General features: G+C 71.3%; 14 protein-coding genes, 1 tRNA gene and 1 other RNA gene. 9 read left to right on the forward strand and 7 right to left on the reverse strand.

Features of this window, described 5'->3' with window-relative positions; genetic code table 11:
• Nucleotides 1-102 precede the first annotated feature (102 nt).
• Both BLT99_RS09690 and pta read right to left on the reverse strand, forming a co-directional pair.
• Complete coding sequence (locus tag BLT99_RS09690) at nucleotides 103-1,296, reverse strand: acetate/propionate family kinase (RefSeq protein ID WP_092671587.1); 1,194 nt, start codon at nucleotides 1,294-1,296, stop codon at nucleotides 103-105.
• Nucleotides 1,293-3,524, reverse strand: a complete 2,232-nt coding sequence (pta, locus tag BLT99_RS09695) for a phosphate acetyltransferase (RefSeq protein ID WP_092671590.1) — start codon at nucleotides 3,522-3,524, stop codon at nucleotides 1,293-1,295. Before pta ends, BLT99_RS09690 begins: the two co-directional genes overlap by 4 nt.
• 106 nt (nucleotides 3,525-3,630) lie before the next feature.
• Here pta and ffs point away from each other — a divergent pair.
• From ffs to BLT99_RS09715, 4 genes are all read left to right on the forward strand, one after another.
• An RNA gene (ffs, locus tag BLT99_RS09700) (signal recognition particle sRNA small type) lies at nucleotides 3,631-3,727 on the forward strand.
• A tRNA-Ser gene (locus BLT99_RS09705) sits at nucleotides 3,725-3,809 on the forward strand. The genes ffs and BLT99_RS09705 overlap by 3 nt, the downstream gene beginning before the upstream one ends.
• Nucleotides 3,810-4,115: 306 nt before the next feature.
• The gene (locus tag BLT99_RS09710) at nucleotides 4,116-4,694 is read left to right on the forward strand and encodes a hypothetical protein (RefSeq protein ID WP_092671593.1); all 579 of its coding nucleotides are present in this window, start codon (nucleotides 4,116-4,118) and stop codon (nucleotides 4,692-4,694) included.
• 124 nt (nucleotides 4,695-4,818) lie between these two features.
• Nucleotides 4,819-5,439: a hypothetical protein gene (locus BLT99_RS09715; protein ID WP_133988478.1), complete on the forward strand. Its 621-nt coding sequence runs from the start codon at nucleotides 4,819-4,821 to the stop codon at nucleotides 5,437-5,439.
• A 27-nt stretch (nucleotides 5,440-5,466) separates the two neighbouring features.
• On the opposite strand, the gene BLT99_RS09720 is transcribed toward BLT99_RS09715, so the two are convergent.
• Entirely contained in the window at nucleotides 5,467-6,102 is a 636-nt protein-coding gene (locus BLT99_RS09720) for a GNAT family N-acetyltransferase (RefSeq protein ID WP_092671599.1), read from the reverse strand.
• On the reverse strand, nucleotides 6,099-7,949 hold the full coding sequence (locus BLT99_RS09725; protein WP_092671602.1) for a helicase HerA-like domain-containing protein: 1,851 nt from the start codon (nucleotides 7,947-7,949) through the stop codon (nucleotides 6,099-6,101). The genes BLT99_RS09720 and BLT99_RS09725 overlap by 4 nt, the downstream gene beginning before the upstream one ends.
• A gap of 49 nt (nucleotides 7,950-7,998) precedes the next feature.
• Between BLT99_RS09725 and BLT99_RS09730 the strand changes: the two genes are divergently transcribed.
• From BLT99_RS09730 to BLT99_RS09750, 5 genes are all read left to right on the forward strand, one after another.
• A complete protein-coding gene (locus tag BLT99_RS09730; RefSeq protein ID WP_197675483.1) occupies nucleotides 7,999-8,859 on the forward strand; it encodes an aminoglycoside phosphotransferase family protein in 861 nt (286 codons plus the stop codon).
• A 77-nt stretch (nucleotides 8,860-8,936) separates the two neighbouring features.
• Nucleotides 8,937-9,314, forward strand: a complete 378-nt coding sequence (trxA, locus tag BLT99_RS09735; protein ID WP_092671605.1) for a thioredoxin — start codon at nucleotides 8,937-8,939, stop codon at nucleotides 9,312-9,314.
• Between the two features lie 34 nt (nucleotides 9,315-9,348).
• A complete protein-coding gene (locus BLT99_RS09740; protein WP_092671608.1) occupies nucleotides 9,349-10,221 on the forward strand; it encodes an endonuclease/exonuclease/phosphatase family protein in 873 nt (290 codons plus the stop codon).
• Nucleotides 10,218-10,898, forward strand: a complete 681-nt coding sequence (locus BLT99_RS09745) for a hypothetical protein (protein WP_092671611.1) — start codon at nucleotides 10,218-10,220, stop codon at nucleotides 10,896-10,898. Before BLT99_RS09740 ends, BLT99_RS09745 begins: the two co-directional genes overlap by 4 nt.
• A gap of 46 nt (nucleotides 10,899-10,944) precedes the next feature.
• Complete coding sequence (locus BLT99_RS09750) at nucleotides 10,945-11,574, forward strand: hypothetical protein (protein ID WP_092671614.1); 630 nt, start codon at nucleotides 10,945-10,947, stop codon at nucleotides 11,572-11,574.
• Here the strand turns inward: BLT99_RS09750 and menC are convergent.
• The 3 genes from menC to BLT99_RS09765 all read right to left on the reverse strand — a co-directional run bounded on the left by menC (nucleotide 11,561) and on the right by BLT99_RS09765 (nucleotide 16,617).
• Nucleotides 11,561-12,856, reverse strand: a complete 1,296-nt coding sequence (gene menC / locus BLT99_RS09755) for an o-succinylbenzoate synthase (RefSeq protein ID WP_229724311.1) — start codon at nucleotides 12,854-12,856, stop codon at nucleotides 11,561-11,563. The two genes, BLT99_RS09750 and menC, sit on opposite strands and share 14 nt — an antisense overlap.
• A gap of 141 nt (nucleotides 12,857-12,997) precedes the next feature.
• Nucleotides 12,998-14,257 carry a D-arabinono-1,4-lactone oxidase gene (locus BLT99_RS09760; protein WP_269456989.1) on the reverse strand — a complete coding sequence of 420 codons (1,260 nt, stop codon included), beginning with the start codon at nucleotides 14,255-14,257 and terminating at the stop codon, nucleotides 12,998-13,000.
• 152 nt (nucleotides 14,258-14,409) lie between these two features.
• Nucleotides 14,410-16,617: an alpha/beta hydrolase gene (locus tag BLT99_RS09765; RefSeq protein ID WP_092671621.1), complete on the reverse strand. Its 2,208-nt coding sequence runs from the start codon at nucleotides 16,615-16,617 to the stop codon at nucleotides 14,410-14,412.
• Between the last annotated feature and the right edge of the window lie 71 nt (nucleotides 16,618-16,688).

The following is a 16,688-nucleotide window of genomic DNA, read 5'->3' on the forward strand; positions in this document are numbered from 1 at the left end:
TGTACAAGACTCCTTGTCGAATTCGCCACGGACCCGGCTCCGGATGGCGCGGCCCGCCGGAGCCTGCACTCCGGCTGGCGCGAGTCGACCGGGCGGCGCGCATCAGCCCGCGACGACCTCCAACGTCTGCCGCGCGATTTCGAGTTCCTCGTTCGTCGGCACCACCAGGACCTGCGTGCGCGAGGCCTCGGTCGAGATGCGGCGCGCCTTTCCCGAGCGCTCGGCGTTGCGCGTCGCGTCGAGCTCGACCCCGAACCCCTCGAGCCCGGCGATCGAGCGCCGGCGCACTTCCGCGGCGTTCTCCCCCACTCCCGCGGTGAAGACGATCGCGTCGACGCGGCCGAGCTGCGCGGCGTACGCCCCCACGTACGACCGGATGCGGTGGCAGTACACCTCGAGCGCGAGCTCGGCGCGCGCGTCGCCCGATTCGGCCGCCGCGACGAGGTCGCGCATGTCATGGTGACCGCCGAGGCCGAGGATGCCGCTCCGCTTGTTGAGCAGGTCGTCCACATCGTCGGTGTCGAGCCGTGCGCGCCGTTGCAGGTGCAGGAGGACGGCGGGGTCGAGGTCGCCCGAACGCGTGCCCATCACGAGCCCCTCGAGCGGCGTCATCCCCATGCTCGTCTCGACCGAGCGCCCGCCGTCGACGGCGCACGCCGATGCGCCGTTGCCGAGGTGCAGCACGACCAGCTTGAGCTCCTCGATCGGACGCTCGAGGTACGCCGCCGCGGCCCGCGAGACGTACCGGTGGGATGTGCCGTGGAAGCCGTAGCGACGGACGCGGTGCCGCTCCGCGACCTCCCGGTCGATCGCGTAGGTGTACGCCGCCGGAGGCATCGTCTGGTGGAAGGCGGTGTCGAACACCGCGACGTGCGGGACGTCGGGGAACGCCCGCTCGGCCGAGACGATGCCCGCCAGGTTCGCCGGATTGTGCAGCGGTGCGAGCACCGAGAGCTCGTCGATGTTGATCTTCACGAGCTCGGTGATGACGGTCGGCTCGAAGAACCGGGCGCCGCCCTGCACGACGCGGTGCCCCACGGCGACGGGCGGGTGCGCCTCGAGCGACGGGCCGTGGTCGGCGAACGCGCGCAGCATCCACGCGAAGGCGGCGTCGTGGTCGGGGATCGCGAGCTCGTCGCGCACCTCGGCGCCCGAGCCGTCCGTGTGCGTCGCTCGCCCCTCGGGCTGGCCGATGCGCTCGACGAGCCCCGTGGCGAGCGCCTCTCCGGCCTCGACGTCGAGGAGCTGGTACTTCAGCGATGACGACCCCGAGTTGACGACGAGGACCGTGGTCATGACGCGGCCGTCCGGGACTCGAGCCGGTCGAGCGGTCCGGCCGAGTGCTGGAGGCCATCGCCCGCGGCGGCCTGGATCGCGGTGATCGCGACCGTGTTCACGATGTCCTGCACGAGCGCACCGCGCGAGAGGTCGTTTACCGGCTTCCGTAGCCCCTGCAGCACCGGGCCGATCGCGACGGCCCCCGCCGAACGCTGCACGGCCTTGTAGGTGTTGTTGCCCGTGTTGAGGTCGGGGAAGACGAACACGGTCGCCCGCCCCGCGACATCCGACCCCGGCATCTTGGTGCGCGCGACGGCGGCGTCGGCCGCGGCGTCGTACTGGATCGGCCCCTCGACGGGCAGCTCGGGCGCACGTTCGCGCACGAGGTCGGTGGCCCGCCGCACCTTGTCGACATCGGCGCCGCTGCCCGACTCGCCGGTCGAGTACGACAGCATCGCCACGCGCGGTTCGATCCCGAACTCGGCCGCCGTCGCCGCCGAGGAGATCGCGATGTCGGCCAGCTGCTCTGCCGTCGGGTCGGGCACGATCGCGCAGTCGCCGTACACGAGCACGCGGTCGGCGAGCGCCATCAGGAAGACGCTCGAGACGACCTCGACGTCGGGCCGGGTCTTGATGATCTCGAACGCAGGCCGGATGGTGTGCGCGGTCGTGTGCATCGCCCCCGAGACCATGCCGTCGGCGAGTCCGAGTTCGACCATCATCGTGCCGAAGTACGACACGTCCTGGACGGTGTCGCGCGCCTGCTCGAGCGTCACGCCCTTGTGCGCGCGACGCCGCTGGTACTCGTCGGCGAAGCGGTACACGAGCACGTGGTCGTGGTTCGACAGCACGGTCGCCTTCGAGATGTCGAGGCCGAGCCCGATCGCGCGGGCGCGGATCTCGATCTCCTCACCGAGGATGGTGAGGTCGGCGACGTCCCGCGCGAGCAGCGTGGCAGCGGCGCGAAGGATGCGGTCGTCGTACCCCTCGGGCAGCACGATGTGCTTGCGCACCTGCCGGGCGCGGGCAAGCAGCCCGTACTCGAACATGAGCGGGGTCACCACGTCGGTGGTCGCGACATCGAGTCGGTCGAGCAGGGCCGGCCCGTCGACGTGCTTCTCGAACAACGCGAGGGCCGTGTCGCGCTTGCGCTGCGACTCTGCCGCGAGGCGACCGCGCGTCGACGTGATCGCGAGGGCCGCGTCGTAGGTCGTGAGCTGGGTGCGGATGATCGGCAGCACCGACTTCAGGCCCTCGATGAGCCGCTCGACCGTCTCGGAGACCGGGAAGCCGCCGTTCAGCACGATGCCCGAGATCGACGGGAAGGTCGCCGACGAATTCGCGGTGAGCACGCCGAGCAGCACCTCGCTGCGGTCGCCCGGCACGATCACGACCGAGCCCTCGATGAGCCGGGCGAGCACGTTCTCCATCGACATCGCCGCGATCACCACGCCGAGCGCCTCGCGCTCGAGCAGCTCCGGATCGCCCGCGTACAGCTCGCCCCCGAGGGCGTGCATGATGCTGCGCATCGAGGGCGCGACCAGGTACTCGTCCTCGGGGATCGCCCAGACGGCGACCGCTGGCGCGGCTCCGGCGCCGTCATCCGGGCGAGCGGATGACGCGACCTGCGGCGCACCTCCGGCGGCCGACCGGACCGCGTCGACCACCTGCTCGAGCCGATCGGGATCGGCACGGTTCGCGACGATGCCGAGCAGCGTCGCGTGCTCGCGCGTGAGCTCCTCGACCGCGAGCTCGGTCAGCTGCGCGAGCTCGTCGGGCGTGCGCGCGTCGGTGTAGCCGAGGCGCTCGCTCGCACCACGGCCGTGCGGCACGCGTCCGCCGACGACCAGGAGCACGGGCGCGCCCAGGTTCGCCGCGATCCGGGCGTTGAACGCCAGCTCGGTCGGGCTCGCGACATCCGTGTAGTCGGACCCGATCACCACCACCACGTCGCAGCGCGACTCGACGGCCTTGAAGCGGCGCACGATCGTCGCGAGCGCCCCCTCGGGATCGGCGTGCACGTCCTCGTACGTGACCCCGATCGCGTCGTGGTACCCCAGCTCGATCACCCCGTCGTGCGCGAGCAGCAGCTCGAGCACGTAGTCGTCCTCCTCGGAGGATCGGGCGATCGGACGGAACACCCCGACGCGGATCGCGCGCCGACTCAACGTGTCGACCGCGCCGAGTGCGACGGTGGACTTGCCGGTGTTCCCTTCCGCGGAGCAGATGTAGATGCTGTGCGCCACGCCGCCAGCCTATTGGCCGGGCCGGACACCCCGCTGGGAATCCGGGGCGAGTGCCGTGCTGGCGACCGCGCGGTTCGCGGGCGTCGCGCGCTCGGGTAGACTGTCCGACGGCTCCTCGCGTGGCGCCATCCAGGCCAACTCCCCCAGGGCGGAAACGCAGCAAGGGTAACCGGGCTCTGGCGGGTGCGCGAGGGGTCCCAGGAGGATTCGCCTAGTGGCCTATGGCGCACGCTTGGAAAGCGTGTTGGGTGAAAGCCCTCGGGGGTTCGAATCCCCCATCCTCCGCCGATTGAGTACGACGAAACGGGTGAGGCGCAGCGCCCCCACCGGGGTTCGAATCCCCCATCCTCCGCCGATTGAGTACGACGAAACGGGTGACGCGCAGCGCCCCCACCGGGGTTCGAATCCCCCATCCTCCGCCGATTGAGTACGACGAAACGGGTGACGCGCAGCGCCCCGCATGTCATCGCTCTGCGCCCCGAATGGCCCCCGAACGGGAGTCGCCGCGCGCGCCCGGGCGCGGGAGGATTCCGCCAGCCCGGCCATCGCAGCGCTGCGGGGCGCTCCACTCCTCGCGCGCGAGAAGGGAGCATGATGTCCGTCTCCACCCGCCGGCGCGGTGCCATCGCCGCGGCGGCCGCCGTCGCGTTCGCCGGGACGCTGATCGTGGCGCCCTCGGCCTCGGCGCGCCCGCTCGAGAACTTCACGTTCACCGAGCACGAGGCCTTCACCGACCTGAACTTCTGCGACGTGGGCCTCTCGGTCGAGGTCGACCTCACCCGTGAGGTCCACGTCCTCTTCAACTCCCGCAAGCCGGGAACCGCCCCGTACTGGAAGGGCAACTACACCGTCGACGCGACGTACACGACCGAGAACGGCATGGTGCGCGAGCACATCCGCGGGGTCGAGAAGGACCTCAGGATCACCGACAACGGCGACGGCACGATGACGATCCTGGTGCTCTCGACCGGCAACGCCACGGTGTACGACGAGTCGGGCAAGGCCATCGCACGCAACCCCGGCCAGGTCCGCTTCGAGGTCCTCATCGACTACGGGGACGACATCACCGACCCGAGCGACGATGAGTTCCTCGAGTTCCTCGGCCAGGTGAAGGGCTCGACCGGCCGAAGCGACGACTTCTGCGAGGCAGCGCTGCCCATCCTGGAGTGAGCCGTTCGGTGCCCTCAGAGCCGTGAAGCGGACCCCGTCATCCGCACGCGCATCCAGGTCCTCCGCGCAAGTCCTCCTTAATGCCGAATAGCGGCCCCCGCGGCATCGGCGGATCATGAATTCGATGTCAACGGCAACAGTGGTCATGGTGGGAAGTGGGGACGCAGGGGGCTTCCGCACCGACCAGACGTCGACAGAGGGCCGGGGTCTCAGGGTGCACACCCTGAGACCCCGCCGCACCCTCGCCCGCAGCATCGGCCTCCCGGTGCTCGCCCTTGCGTTGCCCCTGCTCGTGACGCTCGGATGGGTGCTCCGCCCACTCGGCCCCGTGGCCGTCGCCGGCGCCGTGCTCGCGGCGACCGCGCTCGGCGCACTCTCCTTCGCGGCCTGGATCCGGTACCAGCGCACCGAGGCGGCGGTCAGTCCGCACGGCATCGTCGAGCGCGGGTTCTTCGGGCGCATCCACAGCGTGGCGCGGCGCGATATCGCGGGCGTGCTCCGGCTCGAGACCTATCGCGGGGACACGCTCGAGACGGTGAAGCAGCTCTTCGTGGTCGACCGGGATGGACGCTGCGTGTTCCGCATGCGAGGGACGTTCTGGGACGACGCGTCGATGGACCTCGTCTCGAGGATCCTCGGCGTCGACGAGGTGGTGCGCGCAGAGCCCGTCACGATGTCGGAGCTCAGGGCGACCGATCCGAAGCTGCTCTACTGGTTCGAGGGCCGCGGCCTGCGCCGTCGGTGAGCGCGAAGCGGATGGTGCGCAATCCGCTCACCGCGTGGCGATGCCGAGCAGCGGTGCGTCGGGCCGGCTCGACGGCAGCTCGTGGAAGCCGATCCGCGAGTAGAACGCCCTCGCGCCGACGTTCGCCGGATCCAGGCCGAGGTGCACCGCGGGCACGCCCCGGTCGGCGAGCGCGGTCCGCAGCGTGTCGATGAGCCGCCGTCCGAGACCCCGCCCCTGGTACGTCGGCAGGAGGTCGACGTGCAGGTGCGCCGGGTAGGCGTCGAGCTCGGCGATGCGCATGCGCTCGGGGTCGCCGCCGTCGGCGATGAGCTGCGCCTCGGTGTAGGCCGGCCGGTGCGCGGTGGGCGGCGAGGGCGTCGGATGTCGCCGACGGAACCCGGGCGCCCACTCGCGTGCGTACCAGTCGATGAAGTCGGCCGTGTCGGCGACCCCGAGCACGTACCCGCCGACGATCCCGCCGTCGTCGACCACGAACGCGAGGTCGGGCGCGTAGTCGACGTACGGCAGCGCGTACACCTCGGGCATCAGCGCGTCGTCGCCGTACACTCCCGTCGCATCGCCGCCGCCGGCCGCCGTCAGCAGGCAGATGCGCGCGATCGTCTCGCGGTCCGACGCCCGGTACGGCCTGATCGCGGGCGCCCGCCCCGCAGCATCCGTCATCGACGCTTGGCCATGCCGAACAGGCCCGTGAGCACCTGGCCGATGATCTTCTGCGTCTGCTTCGAACCGAGGACCTGCTCGAGCGCCGATCGCTCGGGCGTGCGGGATCGCGACCGCGAGGTGCCGGAGGTCCGCTTCATCATCCGGTCGTACTCGGCCTGCGCCTTCTTCTCGGCCTTCTCCTGATCGGCGCGGATCTTCGCCTGCATCTTCTCGTACCCGGCGTCGGCCTCGGCCTTGGCCCTGGCGGCCTCGGCCGCGTCTGCGGCGGCCGCGGCATCCGCCATCTTCTTCGTCAGCAGCTCGTGGGCGGACTCGCGATCGATCGCGGTGCCGTACTTCGCCAGCAGCGGGGATGCCGCGACGGCGGCATCGATCACCGCATCGGGGCTCGGCGACATCGACGCCTGGGGTGCGCGGAGCCGGGTCCACGCGACGGGGCTCGGCGCGCCCTTCTCGTTCATGACCGTGACGATCGCCTCGCCGGTGCCGAGCACGGTGAGCGTCTCCTCGAGGTCGTAGCCCGAGTTCGGGTACGTCGAGACGGTCGCCCGCAGCGCCTTGGCGTCGTCGGGCGTGAACGCGCGCAGCTGGTGCTGCACTCGCGAGCCGAGCTGCGCGAGCACGTCGCCCGGCACATCCTTCGGGGTCTGCGTGACGAAGAACACGCCGATGCCCTTGGAGCGGATGAGCCGCACGGTCTGCACCACCTGAGCGAGGAACTCCTTCGAGGCATCCCGGAAGAGCAGGTGCGCCTCGTCGAAGAAGAACACGAGCTTGGGCTTGTCGAGGTCGCCGACCTCGGGCAGGCCGCCGTACAGGTCTGCGAGCAGCCACATGAGGAACGTCGAGTACAACGCGGGCTTGTCGGCGACTCCGGGGACCTCGAGGAGGCTGATGACGCCGCGGCCGTCGGACGCGCTGCGCAGGAACTCGGCGGTGTCGATCTCGGGCTCGCCGAAGAACACGTCGGCGCCCTGGTCGGCGAACGCGATCAGCTCGCGCAGGATGACGCCGACCGTCGCTTTCGACAGGCCGCCGAGTCCCTCGAGCTCGTCCTTGCCCTCGTCGCTCACGAGATAGGCGAGGACCGCGCGCAGGTCGTCGAGGTCGAGGAGCGCGAGGCTGTTCTTGTTCGCGTAGTGGAACACCAGCCCGAGGCTGGATTCCTGCGTCTCGTTGAGGCCGAGCACCTTGCTCAGGAGGAGCGGTCCAAATCCCGAGATCGTCGCGCGGATGGGAACCCCACGGCCGACGCCCCCGAGCGAGTAGAACTCGGTCGGAAAGCTCGCCGGCGTCCAGTCCTGGCCGATGCCGGCCGTGCGCTTCAGGAGCTTCTCGTTGCCCTCTCCGGGAGTCGCGACCCCCGAGAGGTCGCCCTTGATGTCGGCGGCGAACACGGCCACGCCATTGGCGGCGAGCTGCTCGGCGAGCACCTGGAGCGTTCGGGTCTTGCCCGTGCCCGTCGCTCCCGCGACGAGCCCGTGGCGGTTGGTCATCGCGAGCGGGATGCGCACGGGGACGTCGGGCATCGCCTCGCCGTTGACGAGCGCACCCATCTCGAGCGCGGCGCCCTCGAACGCGTAGCCGGAACGGATCGCCTCGACCCCATCGGCGCCGAGCGGGCCGGCGTCGGGCGCGTCAGGCGGAGCGTCCGCGGGCGGTGCGCTCGCGGCATCCGGTGCGGATCGGGCGGCCGCCTGCTGCGCGTCCGCCGCGGCCTTCGCGAGTGCGGCAGCCTCCTCGGCCTTGCGGATCGCCTCCTGCGCCTGCCGCTGCAGCGCTTCGGCTGCCGCCGCCGCGGCCGCGGCCGCTTCCTGTGCCTGCTTCACCGCGTCGTCCGACATGGCCCCACCCTAGCCGCGGCGCAGCGGCCGGAGCCGGAATACTGGAGCGGTGAGCGACCTCGGACCCGTGGACCCCGGCCACGGAGCGGACCTCGCGTGGCTGCGCCGCTGGCGGCTGCATCAGGACGGCGACGCCGTCACCACCGCGTCCAGCCGGCTCATCCCGGTGAGCACCGAGGACGGCACGCCCGCGATGTTGAAGATCGCGCATGTCGAGGAGGAGGCTCGCGGCGCCGACCTCCTCGTCGCGCTCGAGGGGCACGGCGCGGCGCGCGTCCTCCGACGCGACGGACGGGCGCTGCTGCTCGAGCGTGCGATGGGCGATCGCGACCTCGTCGAGATGGTGCGCGCCGGGTCCGACGACGAGGCGACGCGCATCGTGTGTTCCGTGGCCGGGCGACTCCACCGGCAGACCGGACGGGTGCTCGGTTCGGCCGAGCCGCCCGACCTCGTCGTTCTCGAGACGTGGTTCCGACGCCTGTTTGAGCACGCCGACGCACTCGAGCCGCTGCACCGTGCGGGCGCATCGCTCGCCCGGCGGCTGCTCGACGAACCGGGCGAGCCCGTCGTGCTCCACGGCGACCTGCACCACGCGAACGTGCTGGACTTCGGCGAGCACGGCTGGCTCGCGATCGATCCGAAGGGGCTGGTCGGCGACGCCGAGTTCGACGTGTGCAACCTGCTCTGCAATCCCCACGACCTGGCGCTCGCCCCCGGTCGACTCGCCCGGCAGTTCGCCGTGGTCGTGGAGGCGACGGGCTTCGACGAACGTCGGCTGCGCGACTGGCTCGTGGCGTGGTGCGCGCTCTCGTCGACCTGGTTCGCGCTCGATGACGACCCCGAGCGCTCGGCCGCGGTGGCGCGCATCGGCGAGCTCGCGGCCGGTCTCGACGGGGGCGCGCTCGCCTGATCTGGGCCGCCGACCGCGCCGCCCTCGCGTCCAGCGCGTTCGGAGGATACCCCCAGGGTATCTGCTAGACTCGGCGCATGGCTTCCGTGAACATCACCCACGACACCATCGAGTCGACGGTCCGCGACAACGACATCGTGCTGCTCGACTTCTGGGCCGAGTGGTGCGGGCCCTGCCGCATGTTCGGCCCCATCTTCGAGAAGGCCTCCGAGCAGCACGGCGACGTCGTGTTCGGCAAGGTCGACACCGAGGCCGAGCAGGCACTCGCCGCCGGCTTCGGCATCACCTCCATCCCCACCCTCGTCGTCTTCCGCCAGGGCATCATCGTCTTCGCCCAGCCCGGTGCGCTGAACGGCACCCAGCTCGAGCAGGTGGTCCAGGGCGCGAAGGCGCTCGACATGGACGACGTGCGGCGCCGGATCGCCGAGCAGCAGGCCGCCGGCGCACAAGCCTGAGCTCGATCGCCGCCGCCGCGCGTACGCTGGCGGGATGACGGATGTCGCGCTGATCGGCCGGGTGGAACCGCCCGCGCTGCACGTCATGACCTTCAACATCCGGCGTCGGATCCCGCGATACCGGCCGGGCAGCCCCGACGACTGGGCCCAGCGCAAGCGCCTCGTCCGTCGCCTCCTCGCCGCCGAGCTGCCGACCGTCCTGGGCGTGCAGGAGGCGCTCGCCGACCAGATCGAGGTCGTCGCCGAGGCCCTCGGCGACCACTATCGCTGGGTGGGCACGGGGCGCGACCCGTCGGGGCGCGGAGAACGCTGTCCGATCTTCTACGACACGACGCGCCTCGAGCTCACGGCCTGGCGCCAGCTCGCGCTCTCGGCGACGCCCGACCTCCACGGCTCGCGGTCGTGGGGGAACGTCACCCGCCGCATCCTCGTCACGGCCGAGTTCACCGACCGCGAGACGGGCGCACGGCTCATGGCGTTCAACACACACCTCGACCACATCTCATGGCGCTCGCGGCTGCACTCCGCCCGCATGATCGCGCGGCTCGCGCAGGCCGCGCGTGCCGCCGACCCCGCCGCGGCCGTCGTCATCACGGGCGACTTCAACGCCGGCGAGGACTCGGCGGTGCACCGCAACCTCGTGCTCGGCGACGGCCTCCGCGACGTCTGGGATGCGGCCGACGAGCGGGTCACGCCGCAGTGGGGCACCTACTCGGGCTATCGTCGGCTCAGGGTGGGCGGACGGCGCATCGACCACATCCTCGTCGACGACGGACTCGACGTGCTTCGCGCGGGCATCAACGCCACGCGATTCGACGGACGATCGCCATCCGACCACGAGCCGGTGCAGGCGGTGCTGCGCCACCGCCGCGCCGGTACCACCCGCCGTACGGAGGAGGACGAATGATGCACGAGCTGCTCGCGAACCTGCGTCGCCGACCGCACGGGCCGGCCGAACTGGTCGCCGACGGGCTGCGCGTGGTCGGGCTCGTGTGCATCGTCATCGCCGGCATCGGATGGGGCCCGCTCGGCGCAGTCAGCCTCGCCTTCGTCAGCGGCGCGATGCTGCTGCCGCGCGCGCTGGCCGTTCGCCCCGGGTTCGACATCGCCTACTGCGTCATCGCCCTCGTCTCGGTGTGGAGCAGCGTCACCGACCTCTACGTCACCGTGAAGTGGTGGGACCTGCCCATGCACTTCCTCATGACCGCGCTCGCGGCGGCGGTGTGCTACATCCCGCTCGAGCGGTTCGGCGTCGTCGCCGAGGCATCCACCCTGCCGCGCCCGCTCCTCTCGACCTCCGTCGTCACGACCGCGATCGGCCTCGCGCTCGCGACGTTCTGGGAGATGTTCGAGTGGTTCGGCAAGACCTTCCTCGACGAGACGATCTATGTCGGCTACCGCGACACGATCGGCGACATCGTCGCGGGCGGGCTCGGGTCGCTGCTCGCGGGCCTGATCATGCCCGTGCTCGTCGCGCAACCGGGCCGGGCGGCGGCGTCCGCGGACGCCGGCGAGGGCGGGGCGGCCGGCGCAGACCGCTCGACCGCCGCCTCCGACGGCCCGCCGACGCGCCCCGTGGCCTGACGTACGGCGCCCGGCCTCGACCGCCGACCCGACGAAGGGGAACCTCATGCGCGGACTCCTGGCGAACCTGCGCCGGCGCCCGCACGGGCCCGCCGAACTGGTCGCCGACGGCCTGCGCGTGCTCGCCGTGGCGAGCATCGTCCTGGCCGGGCTCGGCTGGGGCGGGAAGGGGGTGTCGAGCTTCGCCGTCGTGAGCGTCGCCATGCTGCTGCCGCGGGCGCTCGGGGTGCGGCCGGCCCTCGACATCACCTACGGCGTCATCGCGCTCGCGGCGACCTGGAGCAGCGTGACCGACTTCTACAGCGTGGTGTGGTGGCTCGACGACGTGATGCACTTCGCGATGACCGGGATCGCCGCAGCGACCTGCTACATCCTGTTCGTGCGGTTCGGCGCGATGGCGGACTCTGCGACGCTGCGACGCTCGAGGTTCTCGTATGCCGTCGTCACGACGACGATCGGCGCCGGCCTCGCGGCGCTCTGGGAGATCTTCGAGTGGTTCACGACGACGTTCATCGACCCGGCGACCGTGCTCACCTACGAGGACACCGTCTCCGACATGGTGTTCGGCACGCTCGGATCGTTGCTCGCCGGGCTGCTGATGCCCGTGCTGGCGGCGCAGCCGCGGGACCGCGACCTCCGCCCGGAGTCCTCGCCCGACGGCGTCAGCGCGCCGTGATCGTCACGGGCGCGCTGCTCGCCCAGTCGCGCACGAGCTCCTCCCGCACGTGCACGCCCGTGCCCGCGCCATCCGGAACCCGCAACTGCCCGCGGTGCTCGCCCTCGCCGAGCATGAACGGCTCGGTGAGGTCGTCCGCGAAGTAGCGCGCCGACGCCGAGGTGTCGCCCGGCAGCACGAACCCGGGCAGGGCCGCGAGCGCGACGTTCGCCGCGCGGCCCACTCCGGTCTCGAGCATGCCGCCGCACCACACGGGAACCTCGCGCGCCCGGCACGCATCGTGCACCCGCAGCGCCTCGAGATACCCGCCCATGCGGCCCGGCTTGATGTTGACGATCGACGCCGCGCCGCGTTCGATCGCGTCGACCGCGGTCGTCACGTCGAGGATCGACTCGTCGAGGCACACGGGCGTCGTGGCCGCTTCGGCGAGCCGGACGTGCGTCGCGAGATCCTCCTCGGCGAACGGCTGCTCGATCAGCAGCAGCTCGAACGGGTCGAGGCTCGCGAGCAAAGGGATGTCGTCGGCCGTGTAGGCCGTGTTCGCGTCGACCTGCAGCAGCGCATCGCGGCCGAGGAGCTCCCGGACCGCCGCGACGGGCACGAGGTCCCAGCCGGGCTTGATCTTGAGCTTGATGCGCCGGTAGCCCTGCTCGAGGTATCCGGTGACCTCGTCGAGCAGCTCCTCGATGGTCGGTGCGATGCCGACCGAGACGCCGCAGTCGACCCACTCGCGTACGGCACCGAAGCATTCCCCCATCGACCGGCCCTGGGCCCGGAGCTCGGCCTCGAGCACGGCGGCCTCGAGCGCGCCCTTGGCCATCCGGTGGCCCGCGACGAACGCCAGGGCGGGGGCGAGGGATGCCGCGAGCGGCACGGTCGCGATCGACGCGGTCGCGCCGCCCGCCGCAGCCGGCCCTGCCGCGCCCTCGACGTGCTGCTCGCGGTCGTCGACCCAGATGCCGGCGGAGTGCGCGGGATCCTCGATGAGGACGCCGGAGACATGACCGTCGTCCACCGCGTGGGGTGCCGGCCGCTCCATCAGCGCCGGCGCGAAGTAGTGCTCGATGACGGATGCCGCGCCGTCCACGTACTCGGACGAGTAGAACGGGTCGCGACCCGCGACGCACTCCCCCCACCCGTCGCCCTGATCGGTCCGCACGCGCACGAGGAGCACCTCGCGCGCCGTCTCGCGACCGAACGACGTCTCGAACGGGCGCACGAGCGGCACCTCGAGCCGGTGCAGCTCGATCGCCTCGATCTTCGGCGTGCTCGCCGTCGTCATGGTCGCCTCCTGGTCGTCAGCCGCTGTTCCCAGTCTGGCGCAGGGCCGTACGGCACGCCGGGCGGAATCGAGAAGTCGCGGATGCACGGCCCGGCCTTGCAAACGCGACTTCTCGAGCCAGGGCCGCCCGCTGCCGGCTCGTCAGAGGCCGATCCGCTCCAGGTAGGCGTTGCGGAGACGCCCGGCGGGGTCGAAGCGCTCGCGCAGCGCGGCGAACTCGTCGAACCGCGGGTACCGGCGGCGCAGCTCGTCGGCCGGGAGGGTGAACAGCTTGCCCCAGTGCGGGCGCGCCGTCGTCGGCAGCGCTGCCTCGATGACCGGCAGCAGCGCCTCGACGGCCGCCTGGTCCAGCAGCCACGTGAAGTGCAGGCAGACGACGTCGGTGCCGTATGCGGGGCTCAGCCACAGCGAGTCGGCGGCGACCGTGCGCACCTCGCACACCTGCAGCAGCGGCGCGATGCGGTGGGCGAGCGAGCGCAGCGCCTCGATGGCGTCGACCGCGTCGGCGCGCGGCACGAGGTACTCGGACTGCAGCTCCTCGCCGGCAGAGGGCGTGAACTCGAGCCGGAAGTGCGGGAGCCGCTCGAACCACGGCCCGGGCTCGCCGAGCTGCGCGGTGCACGCGTCGGCGGGCATGCCCAGGATCGGATGGCGCGGCACCGACGCCGGCCGGGCGCCGAGGCGGTCGACGACCGCGCGACGGCGCTCCGCGGGATCCGCTTCGACGGGCAGTCGCTGCTTGACCCACAGCTGGTCGGCCGTCTCGGCGTCGGACCATCGCGTGAAGATGCTCACGCTCGTGCCGAGCGAGGTCGTCGCGTCGAGGTCGGCGAGGATCGCGTCCCATCGGGGTGCCTCGTGCACGGTCTGGGCGACGTCGTACGTCGGCTCGACGTCGAGCTCGAGCGCGAGCACGACGCCGAGCGCACCGAGGTGCACGACCGCACCGTCGAAGTCGGCGTCGCCGCGCCGCAGCGAGCGCACCTCGCCATCAGGGGTGAGGAACGAGACGGCGCGGACGGCGCTCGCGAGCGAGCCGATTCGGTCACCCGAGCCGTGCGTGCCGGTTGCGACCGCGCCTGCGACCGAGATGTGCGGCAGCGACGCGAGGTTCGCCAGCGCGAGTCCGCGTTCCTGCAGGCGCGGCGCGACCTCCCCGTACCGCAGACCACCGCTCAGCCGGACGACGCCGGGGGCGCTGCCCGCATCGACCTCGGCCGGCAGCCGGTCGGTCGCGATGAGCGTGCCAGCGGTGTCGGCCAGGTCGTTGAACGTGTGCCTCGTGCCGAGCATGCGGATCGGCCCGTCGCCGCTGAGCGCCTCACGCAGCTCGTCGATCGACGACGGGTGCACGATGCGCGTCGCGCGGTACTCGAGGTTGCCCGCCCAGTTGCGTTCCACGGTCCTCACTCTCGCATGCTCGGGGTCTCGGGACGCGCGCTGCGCGTTCCGCGACCCGCACAGATGACACGCGCTGCGCGCGCTCCTCGACCCGCACGACGGACACGCCCGTGCCCCGGCGATCGCGGGATCGCCGGGGCACGAGCCGAACCTCACTGCGCGTCGTGGAACAGGCGCGGCGCGAAGTCGATCAGGTTCTTCTGCCAGGGGTCCCAGCCGTGCGGGCCGGGAGTGACCCCGTCGAACTCGAACTCGATCCCGGCCGCCTCCATCTGCGCCATCGAGGCGATGGCACCGGGGTAGACGAAGTCGGTGACGTCGCCGACGTGCATGAGCAGGAGCTCGGTGCCCTCGTTGATCGCCGCCACGTCGATCCCGGTGGTGGCCCCGAATCCGGCCGAGAACAACCCGATGTACGCGAACGCACCCGGGTTCGCCTTCAGCATGCCGGCTGTACGGGCACCCCCGGCGGACAGGCCCGCCATGGCACGTTCCGCCGGGTCGGTGCTGATGTGGTACTTCGCCTCCGCTGCGGGAAGCAGGCTTCCCAGGATCTCGGCGTTGAAGTTCGACACGTTGCCGTTCGGCATCACGACGATCATCGGCTCGGCGTCGCCGTCCCGGGTCAGGTTGTCGAGGATCTGCCTGGCGCGGCCGACCTCCACCCAGTCGGTCCAGCTCTGCCCGCCGCCGTGGTTGAGGACGAACAGCGGATACGGTTCGGCCCGTTCGGGGTCGTAGCCCGGCGGCGTCCACACGTACGCGCTCCGCTGCTGGTTCGCCACGGCGCTCTGGTAGGTGAGCACGTCGAGCGTTCCGCCCTCTCCCTGCGGCACATCGGCGAGCAGCCGCGACTCCTCACCGGGGATGAAGAACGTGCTCCACGCGGGCTCCGACGTGACCTTGGTCGGATTCGACGTGTCCTTCACCGAGACGCGGTCGACGATGAGCCGGTAGTAGTACGACCAGGGATCGAGCGGTCCGACGGTCGCCCGCCAGCGATCGCCCACCTTCGTCGCCTCGACCCGCACCCAGCTGCCGTTCGGACCCCAGTTGGCCCAGACCGAGACGAAGTCGGCCTCGGCGAAGTCGGTCGTGGTCTCGAAGGTCACGAAGCCGTCGTCCGTGATCCACGGGGTCGGCGTCGTGCCCGCAGCCGGCGGATCGAAGCGCTCCTCGAGCGCCGTGTGGCCCGCGCTGAAACCGGCGTCGCCCGTCTCCTTCTTGCCCTGGAACAGTCGTGGCGCGAAGTCCACGAGGTTCTCCTGCCACGCGTTCCAGTTGTGCCCGTTGTCGGGATTGACGCCGTCGAACTGGTAGCGGAGGCCGAGCTCGTCGAACTGCTGCATCGACTCATAGACGTCGTTGTAGGCGATGTCGGTCTTGTTCCCGACATAGAGCCGGAACAGGGTGGTGAGGTCGTTGAGCTCCTCGACCGGCACATCCCGGATGTCGCCGAATCGGCTCGGACCGGCGCCGAAGACGCCGACGTAGGCGAACTCGCCCGGGTGGTCCCGCATGACGCGGAACGCCTGCACGCCGCCCATGGAGAGCCCGGCCAGCGCGCGATCCTTCTTGGCGTTCGAGACGTGGTAGGCGTCGCGCACGGCGGGGATGAGGTTGTCCAGCAGCTCCGTGGTGAAGTCGGGCACGTTGCCGTCGCCCATCACGACGACCATGTCGGCGAGCTCACCCGACAGGCTGAGGTTGTCGAGGATCTGCTCGGCACGACCGACCTCGGTCCAGTCGCGGTAGCCCTGGCCGCCGCCGTGCTGCAGGTACAGCACCGGGTACGGCCTGCCATCGGTCCGGTAGCCGGGCGGCGTCCAGACGAGGGCCGAGCGTTCCTCATCGGCGACGTCGCTGTGGTACGTCAGGGTCTTGATCGTCCCGGCCTCCTCCGGGGCGTCGGCGAGGAGCGCCGCCGACTCACCGGCGACGAAGAACGTGCTCCACTCCGGCTCCGAGGCGACCGAGGTCGGGTTCGTGGGGTCCTTGAAGACATTCGAGTCGTCGCCCGTGACCTGGTAGTAGTGCAGACCGGGCTCGAGCGGTCCGAAGGTCGTCTGCCAGTTGGCGCCGCTCCGCGTGAGCCCGATCTGACCCCAGTTGGCGGATGGCGCGAAGTTGCCCTCGACGACCACCTGCGACACGGGCCCGACCGCCGCCTCCACCGCGGCGTTCGGAATGGTGATGCGCACGTAGCCGCCATCGAGCTGCGTGAGCCATGGATCCTCAGCCGCCGCAGGCTGGGTTGCGATGAGCGCGCTGGCCGCGACCGCTGCTGCCGCAAGCAGCGACGCCAATCGGCGTCGCTGCGGCAGGCGTCGAGGGCGACGCTCCGTTGCCGTGATCTCCATCGATCCTTCTTCCTCTCACTTCCGCCCCGTGTTCGGGACGTGCGCGGAACTTGCACGGAGAGGCCAGCCTT

Source organism: Agromyces flavus (assembly GCF_900104685.1).
Classification (GTDB): Bacteria; Actinomycetota; Actinomycetes; order Actinomycetales; family Microbacteriaceae; genus Agromyces; species Agromyces flavus.

What these genes read in the sequence shown, in the direction of transcription:
- BLT99_RS09725 (WP_092671602.1), bottom strand. Translation starts at nt 7,949, where the DNA reads ATGTCGGACGACGCGGTGAAGCAGGCACAGGAAGCGGCCGCGGCCGCG.
- BLT99_RS09750 (WP_092671614.1), top strand. Translation starts at nt 10,945, where the DNA reads ATGCGCGGACTCCTGGCGAACCTGCGCCGGCGCCCGCACGGGCCCGCC.
- menC (WP_229724311.1), bottom strand. Translation starts at nt 12,856, where the DNA reads ATGACGACGGCGAGCACGCCGAAGATCGAGGCGATCGAGCTGCACCGG.
- trxA (WP_092671605.1), top strand. Translation starts at nt 8,937, where the DNA reads ATGGCTTCCGTGAACATCACCCACGACACCATCGAGTCGACGGTCCGC.
- BLT99_RS09740 (WP_092671608.1), top strand. Translation starts at nt 9,349, where the DNA reads ATGACGGATGTCGCGCTGATCGGCCGGGTGGAACCGCCCGCGCTGCAC.
- BLT99_RS09715 (WP_133988478.1), top strand. Translation starts at nt 4,819, where the DNA reads ATGTCAACGGCAACAGTGGTCATGGTGGGAAGTGGGGACGCAGGGGGC.
- BLT99_RS09720 (WP_092671599.1), bottom strand. Translation starts at nt 6,102, where the DNA reads ATGACGGATGCTGCGGGGCGGGCGCCCGCGATCAGGCCGTACCGGGCG.
- BLT99_RS09765 (WP_092671621.1), bottom strand. Translation starts at nt 16,617, where the DNA reads ATGGAGATCACGGCAACGGAGCGTCGCCCTCGACGCCTGCCGCAGCGA.
- BLT99_RS09710 (WP_092671593.1), top strand. Translation starts at nt 4,116, where the DNA reads ATGATGTCCGTCTCCACCCGCCGGCGCGGTGCCATCGCCGCGGCGGCC.
- BLT99_RS09690 (WP_092671587.1), bottom strand. Translation starts at nt 1,296, where the DNA reads ATGACCACGGTCCTCGTCGTCAACTCGGGGTCGTCATCGCTGAAGTAC.
- BLT99_RS09745 (WP_092671611.1), top strand. Translation starts at nt 10,218, where the DNA reads ATGATGCACGAGCTGCTCGCGAACCTGCGTCGCCGACCGCACGGGCCG.